The organism is Sphingomonas sp. (assembly GCF_035317925.1).
Taxonomy (GTDB): domain Bacteria; phylum Pseudomonadota; class Alphaproteobacteria; order Sphingomonadales; family Sphingomonadaceae; genus Sphingomonas_I.
In genome coordinates this window covers 23,312-40,813 of record NZ_DATHFV010000061.1, presented here as the reverse complement: position 1 = coordinate 40,813, position 17,502 = coordinate 23,312, and the positions used below count along the sequence as shown (strand labels likewise).

14 protein-coding genes are annotated in these 17,502 nt (G+C 64.4%); 10 read left to right on the top strand and 4 right to left on the bottom strand.

What is annotated here, in order from left to right:
• Window position 1: 1 nt before the first annotated feature.
• The 4 genes from VK533_RS04815 (at window position 2) to VK533_RS04800 (ending at window position 4,552) form a co-directional block, all read left to right on the top strand.
• Window positions 2–631, top strand: a complete 630-nt coding sequence (locus VK533_RS04815; protein WP_324375510.1) for a hypothetical protein — start codon at window positions 2–4, stop codon at window positions 629–631.
• A 78-nt stretch (window positions 632–709) separates the two neighbouring features.
• Window positions 710–1,486 (top strand): IclR family transcriptional regulator, encoded by a 777-nt coding sequence (locus VK533_RS04810; RefSeq protein ID WP_324375508.1) that lies wholly within the window; start codon window positions 710–712, stop codon window positions 1,484–1,486.
• Window positions 1,487–1,658: 172 nt separating this feature from the next.
• A complete protein-coding gene (locus VK533_RS04805) occupies window positions 1,659–2,951 on the top strand; it encodes an L-fuconate dehydratase (RefSeq protein WP_324375507.1) in 1,293 nt (430 codons plus the stop codon).
• Window positions 2,948–4,552 carry an alpha-L-fucosidase gene (locus VK533_RS04800; RefSeq protein WP_324375506.1) on the top strand — a complete coding sequence of 535 codons (1,605 nt, stop codon included), beginning with the start codon at window positions 2,948–2,950 and terminating at the stop codon, window positions 4,550–4,552. Before VK533_RS04805 ends, VK533_RS04800 begins: the two co-directional genes overlap by 4 nt.
• A 1-nt stretch (window position 4,553) precedes the next feature.
• Here VK533_RS04800 and VK533_RS04795 read toward each other — a convergent pair whose 3' ends face one another.
• Both VK533_RS04795 and VK533_RS04790 read right to left on the bottom strand, forming a co-directional pair.
• Window positions 4,554–5,858, bottom strand: a complete 1,305-nt coding sequence (locus VK533_RS04795; protein WP_324375505.1) for an MFS transporter — start codon at window positions 5,856–5,858, stop codon at window positions 4,554–4,556.
• Between the two features lie 18 nt (window positions 5,859–5,876).
• Entirely contained in the window at window positions 5,877–6,683 is an 807-nt protein-coding gene (locus tag VK533_RS04790; protein ID WP_324375504.1) for a 2-keto-4-pentenoate hydratase, read from the bottom strand.
• Between the two features lie 142 nt (window positions 6,684–6,825).
• Here VK533_RS04790 and VK533_RS04785 point away from each other — a divergent pair, with 142 nt between their 5' ends.
• The 4 genes from VK533_RS04785 to VK533_RS04770 all read left to right on the top strand — a co-directional run bounded on the left by VK533_RS04785 (window position 6,826) and on the right by VK533_RS04770 (window position 12,886).
• Window positions 6,826–7,848 carry a LacI family DNA-binding transcriptional regulator gene (locus VK533_RS04785; RefSeq protein WP_324375503.1) on the top strand — a complete coding sequence of 341 codons (1,023 nt, stop codon included), beginning with the start codon at window positions 6,826–6,828 and terminating at the stop codon, window positions 7,846–7,848.
• Between the two features lie 59 nt (window positions 7,849–7,907).
• Window positions 7,908–8,747, top strand: a complete 840-nt coding sequence (kduI, locus tag VK533_RS04780) for a 5-dehydro-4-deoxy-D-glucuronate isomerase (protein WP_324375502.1) — start codon at window positions 7,908–7,910, stop codon at window positions 8,745–8,747.
• Complete coding sequence (gene kduD / locus VK533_RS04775; protein ID WP_324375501.1) at window positions 8,744–9,496, top strand: 2-dehydro-3-deoxy-D-gluconate 5-dehydrogenase KduD; 753 nt, start codon at window positions 8,744–8,746, stop codon at window positions 9,494–9,496. Before kduI ends, kduD begins: the two co-directional genes overlap by 4 nt.
• Window positions 9,497–9,745: 249 nt before the next feature.
• A complete protein-coding gene (locus VK533_RS04770; RefSeq protein WP_324375500.1) occupies window positions 9,746–12,886 on the top strand; it encodes a TonB-dependent receptor in 3,141 nt (1,046 codons plus the stop codon).
• 102 nt (window positions 12,887–12,988) lie between these two features.
• Here the strand turns inward: VK533_RS04770 and VK533_RS04765 are convergent, their stop codons facing one another.
• The gene (locus VK533_RS04765) at window positions 12,989–14,743 is read right to left on the bottom strand and encodes a hypothetical protein (protein WP_324375499.1); all 1,755 of its coding nucleotides are present in this window, start codon (window positions 14,741–14,743) and stop codon (window positions 12,989–12,991) included.
• Between the two features lie 291 nt (window positions 14,744–15,034).
• Here VK533_RS04765 and VK533_RS04760 point away from each other — a divergent pair, with 291 nt between their 5' ends.
• Window positions 15,035–15,997 (top strand): sensor histidine kinase, encoded by a 963-nt coding sequence (locus VK533_RS04760; RefSeq protein ID WP_324375498.1) that lies wholly within the window; start codon window positions 15,035–15,037, stop codon window positions 15,995–15,997.
• A 19-nt stretch (window positions 15,998–16,016) separates the two neighbouring features.
• On the opposite strand, the gene VK533_RS04755 is transcribed toward VK533_RS04760, so the two are convergent.
• Window positions 16,017–16,328 (bottom strand): hypothetical protein, encoded by a 312-nt coding sequence (locus VK533_RS04755; protein ID WP_324375497.1) that lies wholly within the window; start codon window positions 16,326–16,328, stop codon window positions 16,017–16,019.
• A gap of 217 nt (window positions 16,329–16,545) precedes the next feature.
• Here VK533_RS04755 and VK533_RS04750 point away from each other — a divergent pair, with 217 nt between their 5' ends.
• Entirely contained in the window at window positions 16,546–17,427 is an 882-nt protein-coding gene (locus VK533_RS04750) for a hypothetical protein (protein WP_324375496.1), read from the top strand.
• Window positions 17,428–17,502 lie beyond the last annotated feature (75 nt).

The window sequence follows — 17,502 nt, the reverse complement described above, 5'->3', positions numbered from 1 at the left end:
CATGATCAGAACCTTGTTCGCCGCCGTCTTGATCGCCGCCATGCCGGCGTCAGCCCAGGACATGATCCGCGGCGACGCGAGCGCGGGCCTGGTTTCGAAGACCGCCAAAGCCGAGGTGCATCTGATCGCTGATCCCGCGCTCAACGACCGGCGGCTGGTGCTCAAGATCGTGATACTCAACCTGAGCGGCGCGGCGCAGCCCTTCGGGCCGGACGCGGTCACCATTGCCGCCGGCGACGCGCCGATCGCAATCGCGTCGCGTGCCGCTTTGATCGCCGATCTGTCGGGCGCCGGCAGCGCCAGCGACGAGACCGCACAATCGCACGCCACCGCCGCCTTGCCGACCAATGGCGCGGGCCAGACCGACGTGACCAGCTTCACGGGTGGGATGAATAGCGGCGTCGCGGGCATTCCCAATTCGTCGATCGACCGTGCGCAGCGCCGGCCCGATGCCAAGGCGGTGGCGCAGATCGATGCGATCCTGCTCAAGCCGATGACGATCCGGGCGAATGGCGCCGATGGCGGCCAGCTGCTGACCGAGCGGCTCAAGCGATCGAAAACGCCCGAGGTGACGGTGGCGATCGCCTTCGCCGGCGAGACCCATCATTTCGCGGTCAAGGTGCCGCGATGACGCGCCGGTTGCCGGAAGCCTCCGCCCGCCTGTATCAACCATGCGGCAAGATGATTTGCGCGAGGGGCCGCGGATAGAATGACCAGCGAGGAGGATGATCGCCGCTACAGGGCGCCCGCGCTCGAAAAGGGGCTCGATATCCTCGAGCTGCTCGCCACGACATCGTCGCCGATGACGCTGACTGCGATCGTCAACCAGCTCGCCCGTTCGCATGGTGAGTTGTTCCGCATGGTCCAGGTGCTCGAATTCCGCGGCTATATCGAACAGGATTTGTCGGCGGACGGCTACCTGCTGACCGACCGGCTGTTCTCGCTCGGCATGCAGCGTCCCAAGACGCACAGCCTGGTCGAGGTCGCCTTGCCGGTGATGCGTCAGCTTTCGCAGGAAATCGGCCAGTCTTGCCACCTCGCGCTTCACACGCTGGGAGAGATGGTGGTGGTGGCACGGATGGAATCGAGCGAGCAGCTCGGTTTCTCGGTCCGCGTGGGCTATCGCCGGCCGCTGGTGAAGGCGGCTTCGGGCGCGGTCCTCTACGCCTTTCAGCCGGAGGACGTGCGGCGCCGCTGGGAAAAGATGCTTGATCCGCCGTTGAGCCAGCAGGAGCTCGCCGACTGGCGCGCGCATGCCGACGAAATCCGTAAGCGCCAGGTCGAGTTGACCCCGAGCCGCTTCGTCGCGGGCGTCACCGATATCTCCGCGCCGGTGATGCGCGGCGGTGTCGCGGCGGCGGCTTTGACGGTGCCGTTCCTCGAGAAACTGGGTCCTCAGGTATCGCGGGAGGAGGCGGCCGATCGCGTGCGCGCCGCTGCCGCCAGCATCGCCGATCAATTGCTGGAGAGTGACAGCCGTATTTGATGGCGAAGCGCTTGCTATCGCTACCATTTACACATATGAAAATGGTACTCACCTGCGAACGAACCTTCGATCGAGGTAGTGACCGTAATAAAGGCGGCGTTCCAGCCGCCATGACGGGGGGAGAGGCTGTGGCGCATCGGTTCGAAGCTGACAGGTTGAGGCAGCGCCACGCGTGACGAAGATCACCGGCATCCGGATATTCGATCTGCGCTTCCCGACCGCGATTGCGCGCGACGGGTCGGACGCGATGAATCCCGATCCCGATTATTCGGCGGCCTATTGCATTCTCGAGACCGACAGCGGGCTGACCGGCCATGGCCTGACCTTCACCATCGGCCGGGGTAACGATATTTGCTGCGCGGCGATCCGCGCGCTCGCACCTTTGGTCGAGGGACTCGATCTCGACTGGATCCGCGCCGACGGCGCGCGTTTCTGGCGGCACATGACGGGCGACAGCCAGTTGCGCTGGATTGGGCCGGAAAAGGGCGTGATCCACCTCGCCACCGGCGCGGTCGTCAATGCGGTGTGGGATCTGCTCGCCAAGCAAGCGGGCAAGCCGCTGTGGCAATATGTCGGCGAGATGAGCCCGGCTGAGATCGTGGCGCAGATCGACTTTCGCTACATCACCGATTTCATCACGCCGGACGAAGCACTGGCCTTGCTGGAGGCGCGCGCCGCGGGCAAGGCGGCACGCGTCGCGACGCTCAAGGCCGAGGGCTATCCCTGCTATACCACCTCGGCCGGGTGGCTCGGTTATTCCGACGACAAATTGCGCACGCTCTGCGCCGAGGCGATCGCGCAGGGTTTTCGCCATGTGAAGATCAAGGTCGGCGCAGACGCGGCCGACGATCGCCGCCGGCTCGCGATCGTGCGCGAGGTGATCGGGCCCGACGTCAAGCTGATGATCGACGCCAATCAGGTGTGGGAGACGGACGAGGCGATTGCGCGCATCCGTGACCTCGCCTTCGCCGATCCCTGGTTCATCGAGGAGCCGACCAGTCCCGACGATATCGAAGGCCATCGCGCGGTGCGCGCCGCGGTCGCGCCGATCCAGGTCGCGACCGGCGAGATGTGCCAGAACCGCATCCTGTTCAAACAGTTCATCAGCCGCGAGGCGATCGACATCGTCCAGCTCGATGCCTGCCGCCTGGGCGGCGTCAACGAGGTGCTGGCGGTGCTGCTGATGGCGGCCAAGGCCGAACTCGCCGTGTGCCCGCATGCCGGCGGCGTCGGCCTGTGCGAATATGTCCAGCATCTGTCGATGATCGACTATCTCTGCTTCTCGGGCACGACCGAGGGCCGCGTCGCCGAATATGTCGACCATCTCCACGAGCATTTCGTCCACCCATGCGTGGTGGAGGATGCGGCCTATCAGGCGCCCACCGAACCGGGATTTTCGATCGAGATGAAACAGGCCACGTTGAAGCGCTATCTCCACCCCTCGCCCCGAGCGAGCGCGGCATGAAGGTCGGGCGCCGCGGCTTCCTGGCGGGCAGCGCGGCCGCCGCGATGGCGGCGCGGGCCGGGGCGGCGACCAAGCCCGACTGGGCGTCGCTCGGCGAAGTCTATCAGGCGCCCGACTGGTTCCGCGACGCCAAGTTCGGCATCTGGGCGCATTGGAGCGCGCAATGCGTGCCCGAATTCGGCGACTGGTACGGGCGGCTGATGTACGTCCAGGGCAACCCCTTCTACGATCATCACGTCAAGCATTACGGGCACCCGGCCGATCACGGCTTCCTCGAAATCGAAGGCGCGTGGAAGGCGGAGGCGTGGGATCCGGAAGCGCTGATCGCGCTCTACAAGAAAGCCGGTGCCAAATATTTCATGGCGCTCGCCTGCCACCACGACAATCTCGATACGTGGGCGAGCAGTCATCATGCGTGGAACGCGACCCGCGTCGGGCCGAAGCGCGACATCGTCGGCACGTGGGAGAAAGCGGTCCGCAAGGCGGGCCTGCGCTTCGGCGTCAGCAACCACAGTTCGCACGCCTGGCATTGGTGGCAGACCGCCTACGGCTATGATGCCGAGGGGCCGCGCGCGGGCCAGCGTTACGATGCGTTCAAGCTGACCAAGGCCGACGGCAAGGGCACATGGTGGGAAGGGCTCGATCCGCAGGCGCTTTATACCGGCGCCTGGTATGCGCCGCCCGATGGCATCAGCTCGATCAAGGCGATGAACGCCTGGCACGACGCGCATGACGGCCAGTGGCTCGAAACCGCGCCGCCCGCGCCCGCCGGCTTCGTCGCCAACTGGCTCGCGCGGCAGAACGAGCTGGTCGATAAATATCGGCCCGACATCGTCTATCTCGACGATACCGGTGTGCCGTTCGGCGATACCGGCCTGGCCGCGCTCGCCCATTATTACGACAAGTCGGTCGAGTGGCACGGCAAGGTCGACGTCGTCATCACGGGCAAGCAACTGACCGATATCCAGCGCCGTGCGCTGACCGAGGATATCGAGCGCGGCTATAGCGATCATCTGCGCGAGCAGCCGTGGCAGACCTGCACCTGCATCGGCGACTGGCATTACAACCGCCAGCGCTTCCTCGACAAAAGCTACGTCCCCGCGGTGCAGGTGATCCAGCGGTTGTGCGACACCGTCTCCAAGAACGGCAACCTGCTCCTCTCCATTCCCGTGCGCGGCAACGGCACGATCGACAGCGAGGAAGAGAAGATCGTCGCGGGCATCACCGCCTGGATGGCGATCAATGGCGCGGCGATCCACGGCTCAAGGCCGTGGCGCATCTATGGCGAAGGGCCGACCAAGCTCGGCGAGGGCATGTTCGGCGAACAGAAGTTCAAGGGCTTCCAGCCCGAGGATGTGCGCTTCCTGGTCAAGGACGGCGTGCTGCACATGGCGATGCTGTCATGGCCCGAGGGATCGGTCCGCGTGCCGGCACTTGGGCTGGGTTCGCTAAAGGGCGCCAAGATCGCCCGTGCCACCCTGCTGGGGGGCGGCACGATATCGGTGACGCAGGACGCGGACGCGGCCAACTTCACGCTGCCGGCTGCCGGGTCCGGTCAGATCGTGCCCGTGCTGCGGCTCGACGGCGTGGGGCTAGTCTAGCTCAGGCGGTGATCTTCGCCCGGGCCAGCCGCGGCGACAGCAGGTGGATCGACAGCAAGGCCAGGAAATAGGCGCCACCCGCGACCGCGAAGATCGCGGAATAGGTGCCGAGCCCGTCGAGGATCTTGCCGATATAGAGCGAGAACAGCATGCCGCCGACCGCGCCCACTGTGCCGCCGATGCCGATCACCGATCCGACCGCGTAACGCGGGAAGATGTCCGACGGCAAAGTATAGAGATTGGCGGAGAAGGCCTGGTGTCCCGCCGCCGCGACGCCGATGATCAGCACGTTGATCCATACACTGTCGATATATTGCGTGGTCACGACCGGCAGGATCGCGATCGCACAGATCAGCATCGTGATCTTGCGCGCCTTGTTGGGCGTTGCGCCCGCCTTGATCAGGCGGCCCGACAGCCAGCCGCCGGCGACGCTGCCGACATCCGACAGCAGATAGATCGCCGCGATCGGCAGGCCGAACCCGACCAGGTTCAGATGGTAGGTGTCGTGCAAATAAGGCGGCAGCCAGAACAGGTAGAACCACCAGATCGGATCGATGAAGAATTTGCCGAGCGCGAACGCCCAGGTTTCGCGCGTCGCCAGCAGCTTCCACCACAGCCCTTTGACCCGCACGGCGGGATCGGCCGGATCCTGCTGGATATGCGCCAGCTCGGCCGCGCCGATATGCTTGTGCGCGGTCGGTTCGCGATACAGCGAAAGCCACGCGATCACCCACAGAACGCCAAGCACGCCGGTGACGACGAACGCCATCCGCCAGCCATAAGCGATGGTGATGGCAGGCACGATCAGCGGGGTCAGGATCGCGCCGACATTGGAACCGGCGTTGAAGATCCCGATCGCGAGCGCGCGCTCCTTCTGCGGAAACCATTCGGTCACGGCCTTCACGCCGGCGGGGAAATTGCCGGATTCGCCGATGCCGAGCCCGAAACGCGCCATCGCGAACTGGGTGATCGAATGGACGCCGCCATGCAGCACGTGGAACAAAGTCCAGACGCCCACCGCGACGGCATAGCCCAGTCGCGCGCCGATCCAGTCGACGATCCGGCCGAAGCCGAGATAGCCGATCGCGTAAGCCAGCTGGAAATAGAAGACGAGGTGGGCATAATCGCCCGCCGTCCAGTGGAATTCGGGGCGGAGATAATCGGGCTCGAGCACGCCGATCATCTGCCGGTCGACATAATTGATCGCGGTTGCCGCGAACAGCAAAGCGCAGATCACCCAGCGGTAACGCCCGACCCTCTCCGCGGCGGCCGCTATCTCCGGCTGCTCGGTGCCGCGTGTCGCCATGGCATATATCTCCGCTGCTTATGCGGTCTGCGCCGCTTCGATTCCGCAGGTGATAGACAGATTATCGCCGAAGCGCGCCACCACATTTTGGCCGGGCCGCACTTCGTGCACGCCGGTGATCGCACCGGTCGAGACCCAAATACCGGCCGGGATCGCGATACGGCGCCTGGCGAGCAGTTCGAGCAGGAAACGCACCGCGCCGACTGCGCCGTCGAGCATCGTCTCCGTGGTCGCGCGGCCTATCTCCGCGCCGTCAATCTCCAGCGTCACCGGCCAGCGTTCGAAGCCGCTGTTGCGCCAGTCCGGAATGGCGGGCCCAACGATCAGGCCATTATTGTTGCCGAAATCGGAAATGGTGACGGCAGGGCCGTTGACGTTGATGCCGGGGAAGGGCGAGCTGGCGATCTCGATCCCGACATGGACCGCATCGACCAAAGCGGCCGCCTCGTCCATCGTGTAGCTGGTCTTGTCCGCCGGGACAGCGCCGCCAATCCGCAGCAGGAATTCCGCCTCCGCCGCGCCGAAGCCGTTGGCGAAGACGGGCATCGCGATCGGACGCCCCCGATAATCGAAAATGTGCCGCGAAAAGATCGGACCGGCGAGGCGGTCGACGTCATGATCGGCGATATCGGTCTCACCGATCCGCCCGACCTTCCAGCCGACAATGCGGTCGCCATCCTCGACAATCGCCAGGTCCTGGATTTCATAGGCGGTTTCGAGCGTGTGTGGCATCGGGCCGGGATAATCGGGCAGGGCCTTCGCCGCGCGTCGGGCGGCCACAAAGCGACGGGCAATGTTCAGCAGATCGCTGCCTTCGGCCGTCATCACCCTCCCTGTACTCCCCGTCCGCATTTTTTTGCGTCCTACGGGAAACCGGTGTCAATCGCAAGCGGCTCGCGCATCATATCGGCGCGACAGCGGCGGTGCATGCGGCTATGCTGACCGCCGAAGAGAGTGCGGGGACGGGATGGCCAAGCCTACGATCAACGATATCGCGCGCCTAGCGGGCGTATCGAAAAAGACGGTCAGCCGCGTCATCAACCGATCTCCTCTGCTCAACGACGATACGCGCGAGCGGGTCGAGGCGGTGATCAAGGATACGGGCTACGTCCCCAATCCACAGGCGCGCGCGCTGGCGCTGCGGCGCAATTTCCTGATCGGCCTCGTCCACGACAATCCCAGCGCGCAGACCGTGCTCAACGTTCAGCAGGGTATATTGCGCGCGCTGCGCGATACCGAATTCGAGATGATCGTGCGTCCGGTCGATCGCGGATCGGCGACGATGCTGGTCGACATGCGCGATTTCCTGTCGCGCCAGCGACCGTTCGGCGTGATCCTGCTGCCGCCCATTTCCGAGAATGACCAACTCGCCGACGTCTGCAAGGAACTCGGCTGCCGCTACGTCCGCATGGGATCGGCCGAACTCGACGAACCCCAGCATATGGTTGCGTCGAACGATCGCCAGGCGGTGGTGGAAGCGACGCGCTATTTGATCAAGCAGGGGCATCGCCGGATCGGCCTGATCACCGGCCCGCATGGGTTCCGCTCGGCGCGCGAACGACGAGCGGGGTTCGAGGACGCGCTCGCCGAGGCCGGGATCAAGCTGCCGCGCAGCCTGGTAGCCGACGGTAATTATACCTTCGAGAGCGGGATCGCCGCGACGCAGAGCCTGCTTGACGTCTCGCCGCGCCCGACCGCGATCTTTGCCAGCAACGACGATATGGCGGCGGGCGTGCTGCTCGCGGCGCGCCAGCGCGGGCTGTCGGTGCCCGAGCAATTGTCGATCATCGGTTTCGACGATTCCCCGCTCGCCGCGCGCTTGTGGCCGCCGCTCACCACGGTGCACTGGCCGATGGAATCTATGGCGCGATCGGCCGCGCTCAAGCTGATCGGCGACATGATCGACGAGGATAATGACGTGGAGGAGCCGTCGATGTTCATCTCGACGCTCGTCAAGCGCGGTTCGGTGGCGCCGCCCGAAAACGGATAGACGCTGCCCCTTGCACTGAATTTTGACACCGGTTACCAATCGGCCCTGGAGAGGGACTTATGTTCGAGAAAACCTATTACGCCACGCATCCCGACATGATGGAGTGCGTCGCCAATGAGGAATTGCGCGACCGCTATCTGATCGGCGGCCTGTTCCGCGAAGGCGAGTGCGTGCTCAACTACACGCACGCCGACCGGTTCGTGATCGGCGGCGTCGCCGTCGGTGCGGGCAGCGTGAAGCTGCCCGATCAGACCGAGCCGCCCGCCGCGGCGGGCGATCCCTTTCTCGAACGGCGCGAACTCGCGGTCGTCAATGTCGGCAAGGTCGACGGGACGGTTACAGTCGACGGTGAGGCCTTCACGCTCGGCAACAAGGATTGCCTCTACGTCACGATGGGCGCGAAGGACGTGCAATTCTCCGGCAACGGCGCGCGTTTCTATCTGGCGTCGTGCCCGGCGCATAAGGGCTTCCAGACGCGCAAATTGTCGATCGCCGACGCCAACAAGCTCGAGCGCGGCAGCCTCGCCGAATCCAATGAACGCACCATCTTCCAACTCGTCATTCCGGGTGTGTGCGATAGCGCGCAGCTCGTCATGGGCCTGACCGTGCTCAAGGAAGGCAGCGTGTGGAATACGATGCCGCCGCACATCCACGAGCGCCGCAGCGAGATCTATTTCTACTTCGAGCTCGACGGGCCCAACGACCGCGTCTTTCATTATATGGGTGAGGGCGAGGCGATGCGGCACATCGTGATGGCGAACGAGGAAGCGGTAATCTCACCGCCCTGGTCGGTCCATATGGGCTCGGGCACGCGCGCTTACGCCTTCATCTGGGCGATGGCGGGCGAGAACCAGGATTATACCGACATGAACGTGCTCGACATCTGCCAGCTCGCGTGAGCGCGTTCGATCTTTCGGGCAAGGTGGCGGTCGTCACCGGCGCCAATACCGGCATCGGCCAGGCGATCGCGCTGGCGCTGGCGGAAGCGGGCGCGGATATCGCCGCGGTCGGCCGCACGCCCGCCGAGGAAACGGTCGCGAGGGCGCGCGTGCTCGGGCGCAAGGCGGAGGTGGTCTCGGCCGATCTCTCGACGATCGAGCCGGTCCAGCGTGTGGTCGACGAGACGCTCGAAAAGCTTGGGCGGCTCGACATCCTCGTCAACAATGCCGGCATCATCCGTCGCGCCGACGCGGTCGATTTCACCGAAGAAGACTGGGACGCGGTGATCGACACCAATCTCAAATCGGTCTTCTTCCTGTGCCAGGCCGCAGGCCGCCACATGATCGGGCAGGGTGCAGGCAAGATCATCAACATCGCCTCGATGCTGACCTTCCAGGGCGGCATCCGCGTGCCGAGTTACACCGCGTCCAAATCCGGCGTCGGCGGGCTCACCAAATTGCTCGCCAACGAATGGGCGGGGAAGGGTGTGCAGGTCAACGCGATCGCCCCCGGCTATATCGCGACCAACAATACCACCGCTCTCCAGGCCGACCCGGTCCGCAACAAGGCGATCCTCGACCGCATCCCCGCCGGCCGCTGGGGCGATCCCAGGGATCTGGGCGGCGCGGCGGTGTTCCTCGCCTCGTCCGCGTCCGATTATGTGACCGGCCATATTCTCGCGGTCGATGGCGGCTGGCTGGCGCGATGAGCGCGATGAATGCCGCTGCCGGCTGAACGATTAAATCCGATTCGGTCCGAAGGTCCGATGGCGGTCAACCGGCGGACAATGTGCCAGTCAGAAAAATAAGTCGCTGAAAATAAGCGATAGTTTGTTCAAGCGATAGCGCTCCTGCCGACCTCTTGACATCGGTATGATAAAGGTCATCATCGTAATGACACCGGTGGCAAAGAATCCGCCGGCGATCCGGATCAATGCCGGACGGACAGGGAGGGATGAATGATCAAGGTCGCTTTGCGCGCCGGTGTAGCCACTTGCGCGCTTCTTGCCGCCGCACAGGCGCACGGTCAGAGTTCCGCATCGGCGCCGGAGACCGGTTCGGCGCCGTCCACGGTCGCTGCCGACAAGTCCGCGCCCGGCGCAAACGCCGATAGTGGGGGGGCGTCGGCCGAAGTCGTTGTCACCGGTTTCCGTCGTTCCTACGAGAACGCGCTCAACATGAAGCGCGCATCAGACCAGATCACCGATTCCATCTCGTCAGATGGCCTCGGGCGGTTCCCCGATCTGAATGTCGGCGAGGCGATCCAGCGCATCCCGGGCGTGCAGATCAACCGCGAGGCGGACTCCCGCAACGCGACGATCAGCCTGCGCGGTTTGCCGGGCACGTTCGCACGCACGACCCTCAACGGCGTCGGCTTTGCCGATCCGATCCTGTCCAGCGCCACCAACACCGCATCCACGCCGCTGGGTGCGTTCAACTCCGACATCTTCTCGGCGATCACGATCATCAAGTCGCCCGACGCGTCCGATCTGGCCGGCGGTCTGTCGGGCAATGTCGACCTGAGGATTTCACCCGCCCTGGAGCGCAAGCAGGGCGGCTTCATGAAGGCCTCCTACGAATATGACGATCTCGGCAAGCTGTGGAGCCCGCAGCTGTCGGGCGGCTACAACTGGCATGTGACCGACAATTTCGCCGTGTTCGGCGTGCTCGCCTACAAGCAGGAGAAGTTCCGCCGGGATTCGATCTCGATCAACACCTGGGCCAACAAGCTCGGTGCGGTTCAGGTCGGCAATCAGAAGGCAGCAGGTGCGAACCCGGTCTATGACGCGCTGATCGCGGCGAACCCCGGCGGCGTCTACTATCCGAGCCAGGTTCGCCAGTTCGTGCGCTTCAACAAGGGGCACCTGCTCACCGGCTCGGGCGGCTTCGAATGGCAGGCGACCGACGATCTGAAGATCGGTACGACCGGCTTCTACACCGAGCGCAACCTGTCGAACGGCACCAACCAACTTCTCTACATCGACACGTCGGCGGGCAATGCCACCAACACGGCGCTGAGCGCGACGTCCGCAGTGGCGCATTTCACCAGCCTCGGCACGCCCTATGTCGTGGATACGCCCACCGGGAAGCGCGCTTACATCAACCAATTCTCGGCCGAGAACCTCCAGACCTACGATTCCATCCGGTCCGAGCCAGCCAAGCAGAAAACCTGGGCAATCACGCCGACCGTCGATTTCAAGAACGACCAGTGGCACTTCAACGTCCAGGGCACGATCTCCCGGGCGGAAGTGCTTGCGAACCAGATCGAACTCGACGCGATCGAGAATCCCTATCGCAATCTGGGGCCGGCGGGGCTGAACGGCATCACGACTTCGGTGTTCACCGGCGGTGCGAACCTCGATCAGTTCGAAGCGACCCTGAACACGCCCAACACCTCGCACATCGCGGCCGGCGGCTATGGCATACCGTCCGCCGCCAACCAGGCGACGCAGGCCGGCGCGCAGATGCCGGGCCAGGCCGCGGGCGTCGCGGGCGACAAGTTCGGCGCGACCGGCACCAATGGCGATGGCAAGAACCAGCTCAACGCCATCCAGGCCGACGTGGAACGCTTCTTCACCGGATCGATCCTGTCGGGCATCCAGGTCGGGGCGCGCTACGAGCGGGACAAGTATATCTCGACCGGCTCACGCAACACCTCGCTCGGCGCGAACACGCAGAACATCACCGCCGCGATGTCGTCGCCCAATCCGTACATCTCGGACTTCTTCGGCAACCATGCCGATGGTTACACGCAGGCTTGGCGTACCCTGGATATCCAGCAGATCCTGGGCGCGATCACGCCGGTCAACACGGCACCGAGGACGACGGCCAACCCGAACGGCTTGCCCGGTCAATTCGTCTTCGATGCGAAAAACGGCGTGTTCCTGACCCCCTATGGTTTGGTGAACAATTATTGGGATCCGAACTACTGGAACAACAACTTCACCAACAAGAACGACGTCCTGTCGGTCTACGGCATGGCGAAGTTCAATGGCGAGATTCTCGGCATTCACGTCCGCGGCAATGCCGGCGTCCGCTACGAGCACACGAACAACACGATCAACGCGCTCGACTGTCAGAACTGCGCGAGCGGGCTTTCGACGATCGTCGGCCCGGTCAATCACACGATGGCGGAACGGACGTACAAGAACACCTATAATTACTGGCTGCCGTCCGCCATGATCACGGCGGACCTGACCGACAAGCTGCTGCTCCGCGGCGCCTATTACAAGACGTACGTCCGGCCGCAGCCGCGCGATACGATCCCGATCACCTTCGTCCAGGTGCCCGAGGCCCAGACGCCGCCGGTCGATCCGGTCTACACCGTCCAGATCGGCGCGACCAACCTCAAGCCCTATTCGGCGGACTCGTTCGACGTCTCGCTCGAATGGTATAACCGCCCGGGCGGCTCGTTCGCGGTCGCGATCTATCAGAAGAACGTGAAGGACTATATCGGGCCGATCACCGACCAGAATGTCCTGTGTCCCGCAAACGGCCAGATCAACGGCGTCGACTACGGTCTGGGCAACCTCACGATTTCCGGGCCGAACTGCATCAGCTCCAACACGTTCCCGGGCGCCGCCGGTACCGCGGTGCCGGCCAGGGTGCTGATCAGCGGCCAGACCAACCAGCAGCCGATGCGCGTGCGCGGCGTCGAGCTCTCCGTGCAGCAGAATTTCGACTTCCTGCCCGGTATCCTCAAATATCTGGGTGGGGCCGCCAACTACACGTACACGACGATCCGCGGGCACGATAATGCGGGCAACCCGATCACGCTGCCCAGCGTCTCGCGCGACAACGTCAACGTCATCGGCTATTTCGAGACGAAGAAGCTGGGCTTTCGCCTGGTCTACAATTGGCGCGGCAAATACGATCTCGCGGCCGGCAACAGTTTCGTCGGCGATGCCCGCACGGTAAAGGCGCGCAGCCAGCTCGACGCGTCCACATCCTACAACATCACCGACAGTATCACGGTCGCCGTCGATGCGTTCAATCTGACCAACGCGACGCGCGCCGAATATGAAAATGATCCGATGCTGCCGCGGCGTATCGATTATGACGGCCGGACGTATCAGCTCACGATGCGGGCCAGCTTCTAAGGGCTTCTCCCCTGGCGGAGCAGTTATGCCCGATCGGGCGGAGCTGCTCCGCTCATTTGTGCATTGGCCCTGACAGCATCACCGCGGACCGGCGTCGCCGGATCATTCGGGGCGGTAGCTGATCGTCCACCCCAACTTGATCGGCGCTTCCGACGGCACGCTCTCGCGTTCGCAGCGGACGACGCTGGCGAAAGGGCCGGTCGGCGACCGATAGGCAGGATCGGTCGGGGCAGCGGCGACACAGCGGCCGAGGCCATGCGTGGCGAAGCCGCGCACTTCGCCCGAACGATAGGCGATCGTCGCAGGCCCATTCGCGATCGGCGCGCTTGAGAAGGTCGCGAATTCGAGTTCGATGCGCGCGATCGTCACCGGCCGTTTCGCGATCAGCACATCGTCGCGCGTGATCCGGCCGGGCGCCAGGACATAATGAGTGACAATCGACAGGCTGTCGTCCGTCTTGGCATCCTTTCCGCCCATCAGGTCGAGTGCGTCCTGGCGCCACTCGACCTCGGTGACGGCGCCGTGCCGGGACACTTTCACATCCTTGAACCAAGCCAGCGGCATCAGCACCCGGCCGTCCTGCAAGGTGATGCGCGGCACCAGATTGGGATAAGACGCATCCGCCGAGCCCTGCAGCATCCCCGCCGAAAACGGCACCGGGAAATACGGATTGTGCATATGCTGGCCGTCGGCGCCGTTGATGATCGGCAAGCCGATGACGCGGCCCCGGTCGCGGACGGTGACGAGCGCGCGATCATTTTGCCCGCGTGCGAACCAGGTGATGGTCGAAGCCGGTAGCGTATCGAGCCAATGCGGGTAACCGGGATCGGGCGCGCGGCCCCGATAGCCCAGCCCATTCCAGATCGCGTTGGTGTAGAGGAACTGGCGCGCGAGGCTCAGATTCTCGCCGAAGATACGATGCTTGCCGCGATAGGCGTCGGTCCGGCGGCCATGATCCCACATGTCGACCGAGCCGGTCCCGGAATCGATCCAGAAGTCGGCGTAGCGGGCGGCGATGCGGCAGGAAAAGGCATAGGCCATACGCTGCTCCTGCGGCGTCAGCACGCCCAGCCGCGCCGCGGCGGTCAGCACCTCCAGAAAGGCGGTTTCGCCATAGGTGCCGATGCTGCGGCCATATTCGAAACCCTCGCCGTTCAAATTGAAGCGCGGCAGCATCAGATCGACCGAGCGCCGGAGCCAGATCTTGACCTCAGGCGGCGCGGTCATGCCGGTCTCGACCAGGCGCTGGGCGATCTCGCCGATCAGCAGCACGCTGTAGCGGTCGAACCGGCCTTCGCCCTCGGTTTCGTCGGCGAAGCCATAGGTGCCCGAATAGCGGCGATAATGGTCGAGCATGCGCGCGAACAACGCGCCGCTGCCGGTCGCATCCTCCCAGCCGAGCAGATAGCGCAGACGCGCGATGCTGAACGCCACGCCGGTATAGTTGTTGGGCAGATCGATCAGCGTGAGATCGGGGCGAACGAACGCTCGCCAGTCGAGTTGTGCGCGGAGTTTTTCCAGCGTCGGGGGGCGAACCGCGCGCTCCAGCAGGCCGGCCTGCTTCAGCCGATAGAGCGCCGATATATAATAATAGATGCCCCAGCTGTCATTATGCTCCCCGACCGTGAGGTCGGCGATGTCGGCGAAATCCTGGAGCCGTTGCGCCAGTCGGGGATCGTTCGGCGCAAGATCCAATGTGCGATAGGCCATGGCGGCGGCGATCTTGCCCGGCAGGAACTTGTCGCCGCTTTCGAATATCTTGATGCCGCCCAGCGTCAGATCGCGGCGGTCCTTAAGAAGCTTGTCCAGCAAAGCGTTAGTTTGCGGCGCGATCCGGTTTTCCACCGTCGCGTCCATCGGTGGCGCGGTCCGATATTCGGGCCCGTGCGGATCAGCGCTCCAATCCGGCGGAGAAACGGCCGCAACTGCAGCGGATGCGGGAACCTGCGACGTCATCGCCAGCAAGAAAGCCGCCGACGCTGGAAATCTGCTCCGGATCATCCCCGCCTCTCACCATCTATTTATGACACCGGTATCAATAGCATGCCGCGCGACCGCCGCAAAGCACTGCGCACGGGAGCTTCATGAAGCAGTTTGTTGACAGAAGCAGCCCGTCGGGCGCCAAAAGCGTGCGCGAGGGCAGGCGGTGTGAAGTTCGTTCGGGATCCAGATGGCATGAACTGGCTCGGCGAGGTGGTGGTCACGCTCGCCGCGATCGGCTTCGCCGTAATCGGGCGGGCGGTGATCGACATGTTCGCGCCGGGCGTACTGCCGTTCGCGCTGACCTTTCCCGCGGTGATTTTCGCGAGCCTTCTGGCGGGCGCGCGCGCCGGCGCGGCGGCGCTGATCGTCTGCCAGTTGCTCGTCTGGTTTTTCGTCTTCCCGCCGCGTGGTTCGTTCGCGATCAGCTCCGCGCAGGCGGTGAGCCTGTTCTTCTCGTCCTTTTCGCTCGGCCTGACCGTTTGGATCATCGCTGCCTATCGTGCCGCGCAAACCCGCCTGCAGCAGGAGACGCGCAGTCGGGTCGACCTGCTCTCGCTCGCGCTGCGGGAAGTCGATCATCGCACCAAGAACAATTTCCAGATCGCGGCCTCTTTGCTGCAATCTCAGGCGGCCGCGCAGAGCGATCCAGCGCTGGCCCACGAACTGCGCAGCGCCGCCAGCCGGCTGATCTCGATCGCGACCGTCTATGCCGATCTCGCACTCAGCAGCGCCGACCTCAACCGGGTGATGCTGCAGGATTATCTGCGCGAATTGTGCGCGCGCTTCCGCGAAACCATGCTGCCGCCGACCGTATCGCTCGCGTTCGAGGGCGATGCGGTCGAGGTGTCGACGCAGTCGGCGACGACGATCGGGCTGATCGTCAACGAATGCCTGACCAACGCGGCCAAACATGCCTTTCCGCGCGGCATCGGCGCGATCGACGTTTCGGTGCGGCGCGACGGCGACGCGATCCTGATCGAAGTGCGCGACGATGGCGTCGGCAATGCCGGGGCAGGGACGCCGGGTACCGGCTCGACATTGATCGGAACACTCGCCCGATCGATTCGGGCGACGTTTGCCGCGAGCGAGGACCGGGGCCGTGTCTGCACTTTGCGCGTGCCGTTCTGATCGCGCCGCCCGCTTCCGCCTAGGAAGCGGTTTCCAGTTCGACCACCATCGCCTCGATCGGCTTGTCGCCGACATTGATGTCCTGGTGCATCGTGCCGGGCGCATTGGCCGGGGGCCAATAGGCGTTGCCGGTCTGCCAGTCATGGATTTCGCTGCGCCCATCCTGCTCGCGTATCTCCATCCGCCCGCCCGAAAGCGCGACGATCACGCGCGGATGTTCGTGGCGATGGAGCGGCAGCGGGCTGTTCGGAAGGATCGGTGACTTCCAGACCTTGACCTGATCGTTGGCGAATTGCGGCTCACGGCCGGTCTGGGACCTGACCTCAGCCACCGCGAAGCCCATCGCGAAGGGGACGCGTCAGCGCGCCGAACATGAGGATGCGGATGGATTTGCGGGTCATGCGATTGTGAGTCTCGTCCGGGGGGCAGGGAAACCGAGACAGGTCGGAAAGTGATCGTTGAGCACGGCGCGGCAAGAGAACAAATTTGATCGTCAGAGCCGCGCTAGGTCGTTACTGCGCCGTATCGGTTGCGTTTCGGGGGAGACGATGGACAAGCCAAGTCACGGCTGGACCTATAGCGCGCTCGATCCGACCGCCAACGCGATCCGTTTGATGGAACATCCCCAGTTCGCCGCCGCCGCGCGCGCCTTGGCCGTCGCCACATTGGACGGGGGCGACCGCGATCCGGCGCTCGGGACGGTGTTCAAGGATGCGGGCCGCTACGTCGCGGCGATGTGGGCGCTTTATCTCCATGCCTCGGGCGGGATGACGCTGCCGCAATTGAAGCAGGTCTGCGCGAGTTCCGGCTTTGTCAGCCCCGGCCGGGCGCGGTTGCTGCTGCAGGTGCTCGAACATATCGGCTTCGTCGTGGCGGTGGCACCGCCTCCTGGGCAGCGGGCCAGGGCCTATCTCCCGACGCCGGCCTTCATCGCGGCCTGGTCTGCGCACCTGATCGCGGCGATCCGCGCAGCGGCGCTAATCGACCCGACGATCGCGAAATTGGCCGATCGCCTGGACGAGCCCGCCACCCTTCACCTCTTCCTGCGGATCCAGGCGGCGCGGCTGCACCAGATCGCCGCCGGAATGGTCGAGGCGCCGCCCTTCCAGCGGATCTTCATGCATCGTTATGCCGGCACCCAAATCATATCCTTGCTGGTCTCGGGTGGCGTCGGCGAAGAATTCCCGCCGTCGGGCGCGATGCCGATCACGCTCAACAAGGTCGCGGCGCGGTTCGGCGTGTCGCATCTGCATGTCCGCCGCATGCTGGGCGACGCGATGCGCGACGGCCTGCTCGACCATGCGCCGAACGGTACGGTCACCTTGTCCGAAGAGATGCGGACGACGCTCGGCTTCTTCTTCGCGACGCAACTGGTCGAACTGATCGCCAGCGCGACCCTCGCGCTCGCCGCACTGGAGGGCCGGACCTAACCACCTTTTCGGCCGCTGGCGGTGCAACTGATTCAACTTGGCTGAGTTTCCCTCTGCGCGGCGTCCTTTCCCTGG

Bases quoted from the DNA above. Each gene is read 5' to 3' on its own strand.
- kduI (WP_324375502.1), top strand. From the start codon at position 7,908: ATGTTCGAGAAAACCTATTACGCCACGCATCCCGACATGATGGAGTGC.
- VK533_RS04795 (WP_324375505.1), bottom strand. From the start codon at position 5,858: ATGGCGACACGCGGCACCGAGCAGCCGGAGATAGCGGCCGCCGCGGAG.
- VK533_RS04790 (WP_324375504.1), bottom strand. From the start codon at position 6,683: ATGACGGCCGAAGGCAGCGATCTGCTGAACATTGCCCGTCGCTTTGTG.
- VK533_RS04750 (WP_324375496.1), top strand. From the start codon at position 16,546: ATGGACAAGCCAAGTCACGGCTGGACCTATAGCGCGCTCGATCCGACC.
- VK533_RS04810 (WP_324375508.1), top strand. From the start codon at position 710: ATGACCAGCGAGGAGGATGATCGCCGCTACAGGGCGCCCGCGCTCGAA.
- VK533_RS04770 (WP_324375500.1), top strand. From the start codon at position 9,746: ATGATCAAGGTCGCTTTGCGCGCCGGTGTAGCCACTTGCGCGCTTCTT.
- VK533_RS04800 (WP_324375506.1), top strand. From the start codon at position 2,948: ATGAAGGTCGGGCGCCGCGGCTTCCTGGCGGGCAGCGCGGCCGCCGCG.
- VK533_RS04815 (WP_324375510.1), top strand. From the start codon at position 2: ATGATCAGAACCTTGTTCGCCGCCGTCTTGATCGCCGCCATGCCGGCG.
- VK533_RS04765 (WP_324375499.1), bottom strand. From the start codon at position 14,743: ATGGACGCGACGGTGGAAAACCGGATCGCGCCGCAAACTAACGCTTTG.
- VK533_RS04785 (WP_324375503.1), top strand. From the start codon at position 6,826: ATGGCCAAGCCTACGATCAACGATATCGCGCGCCTAGCGGGCGTATCG.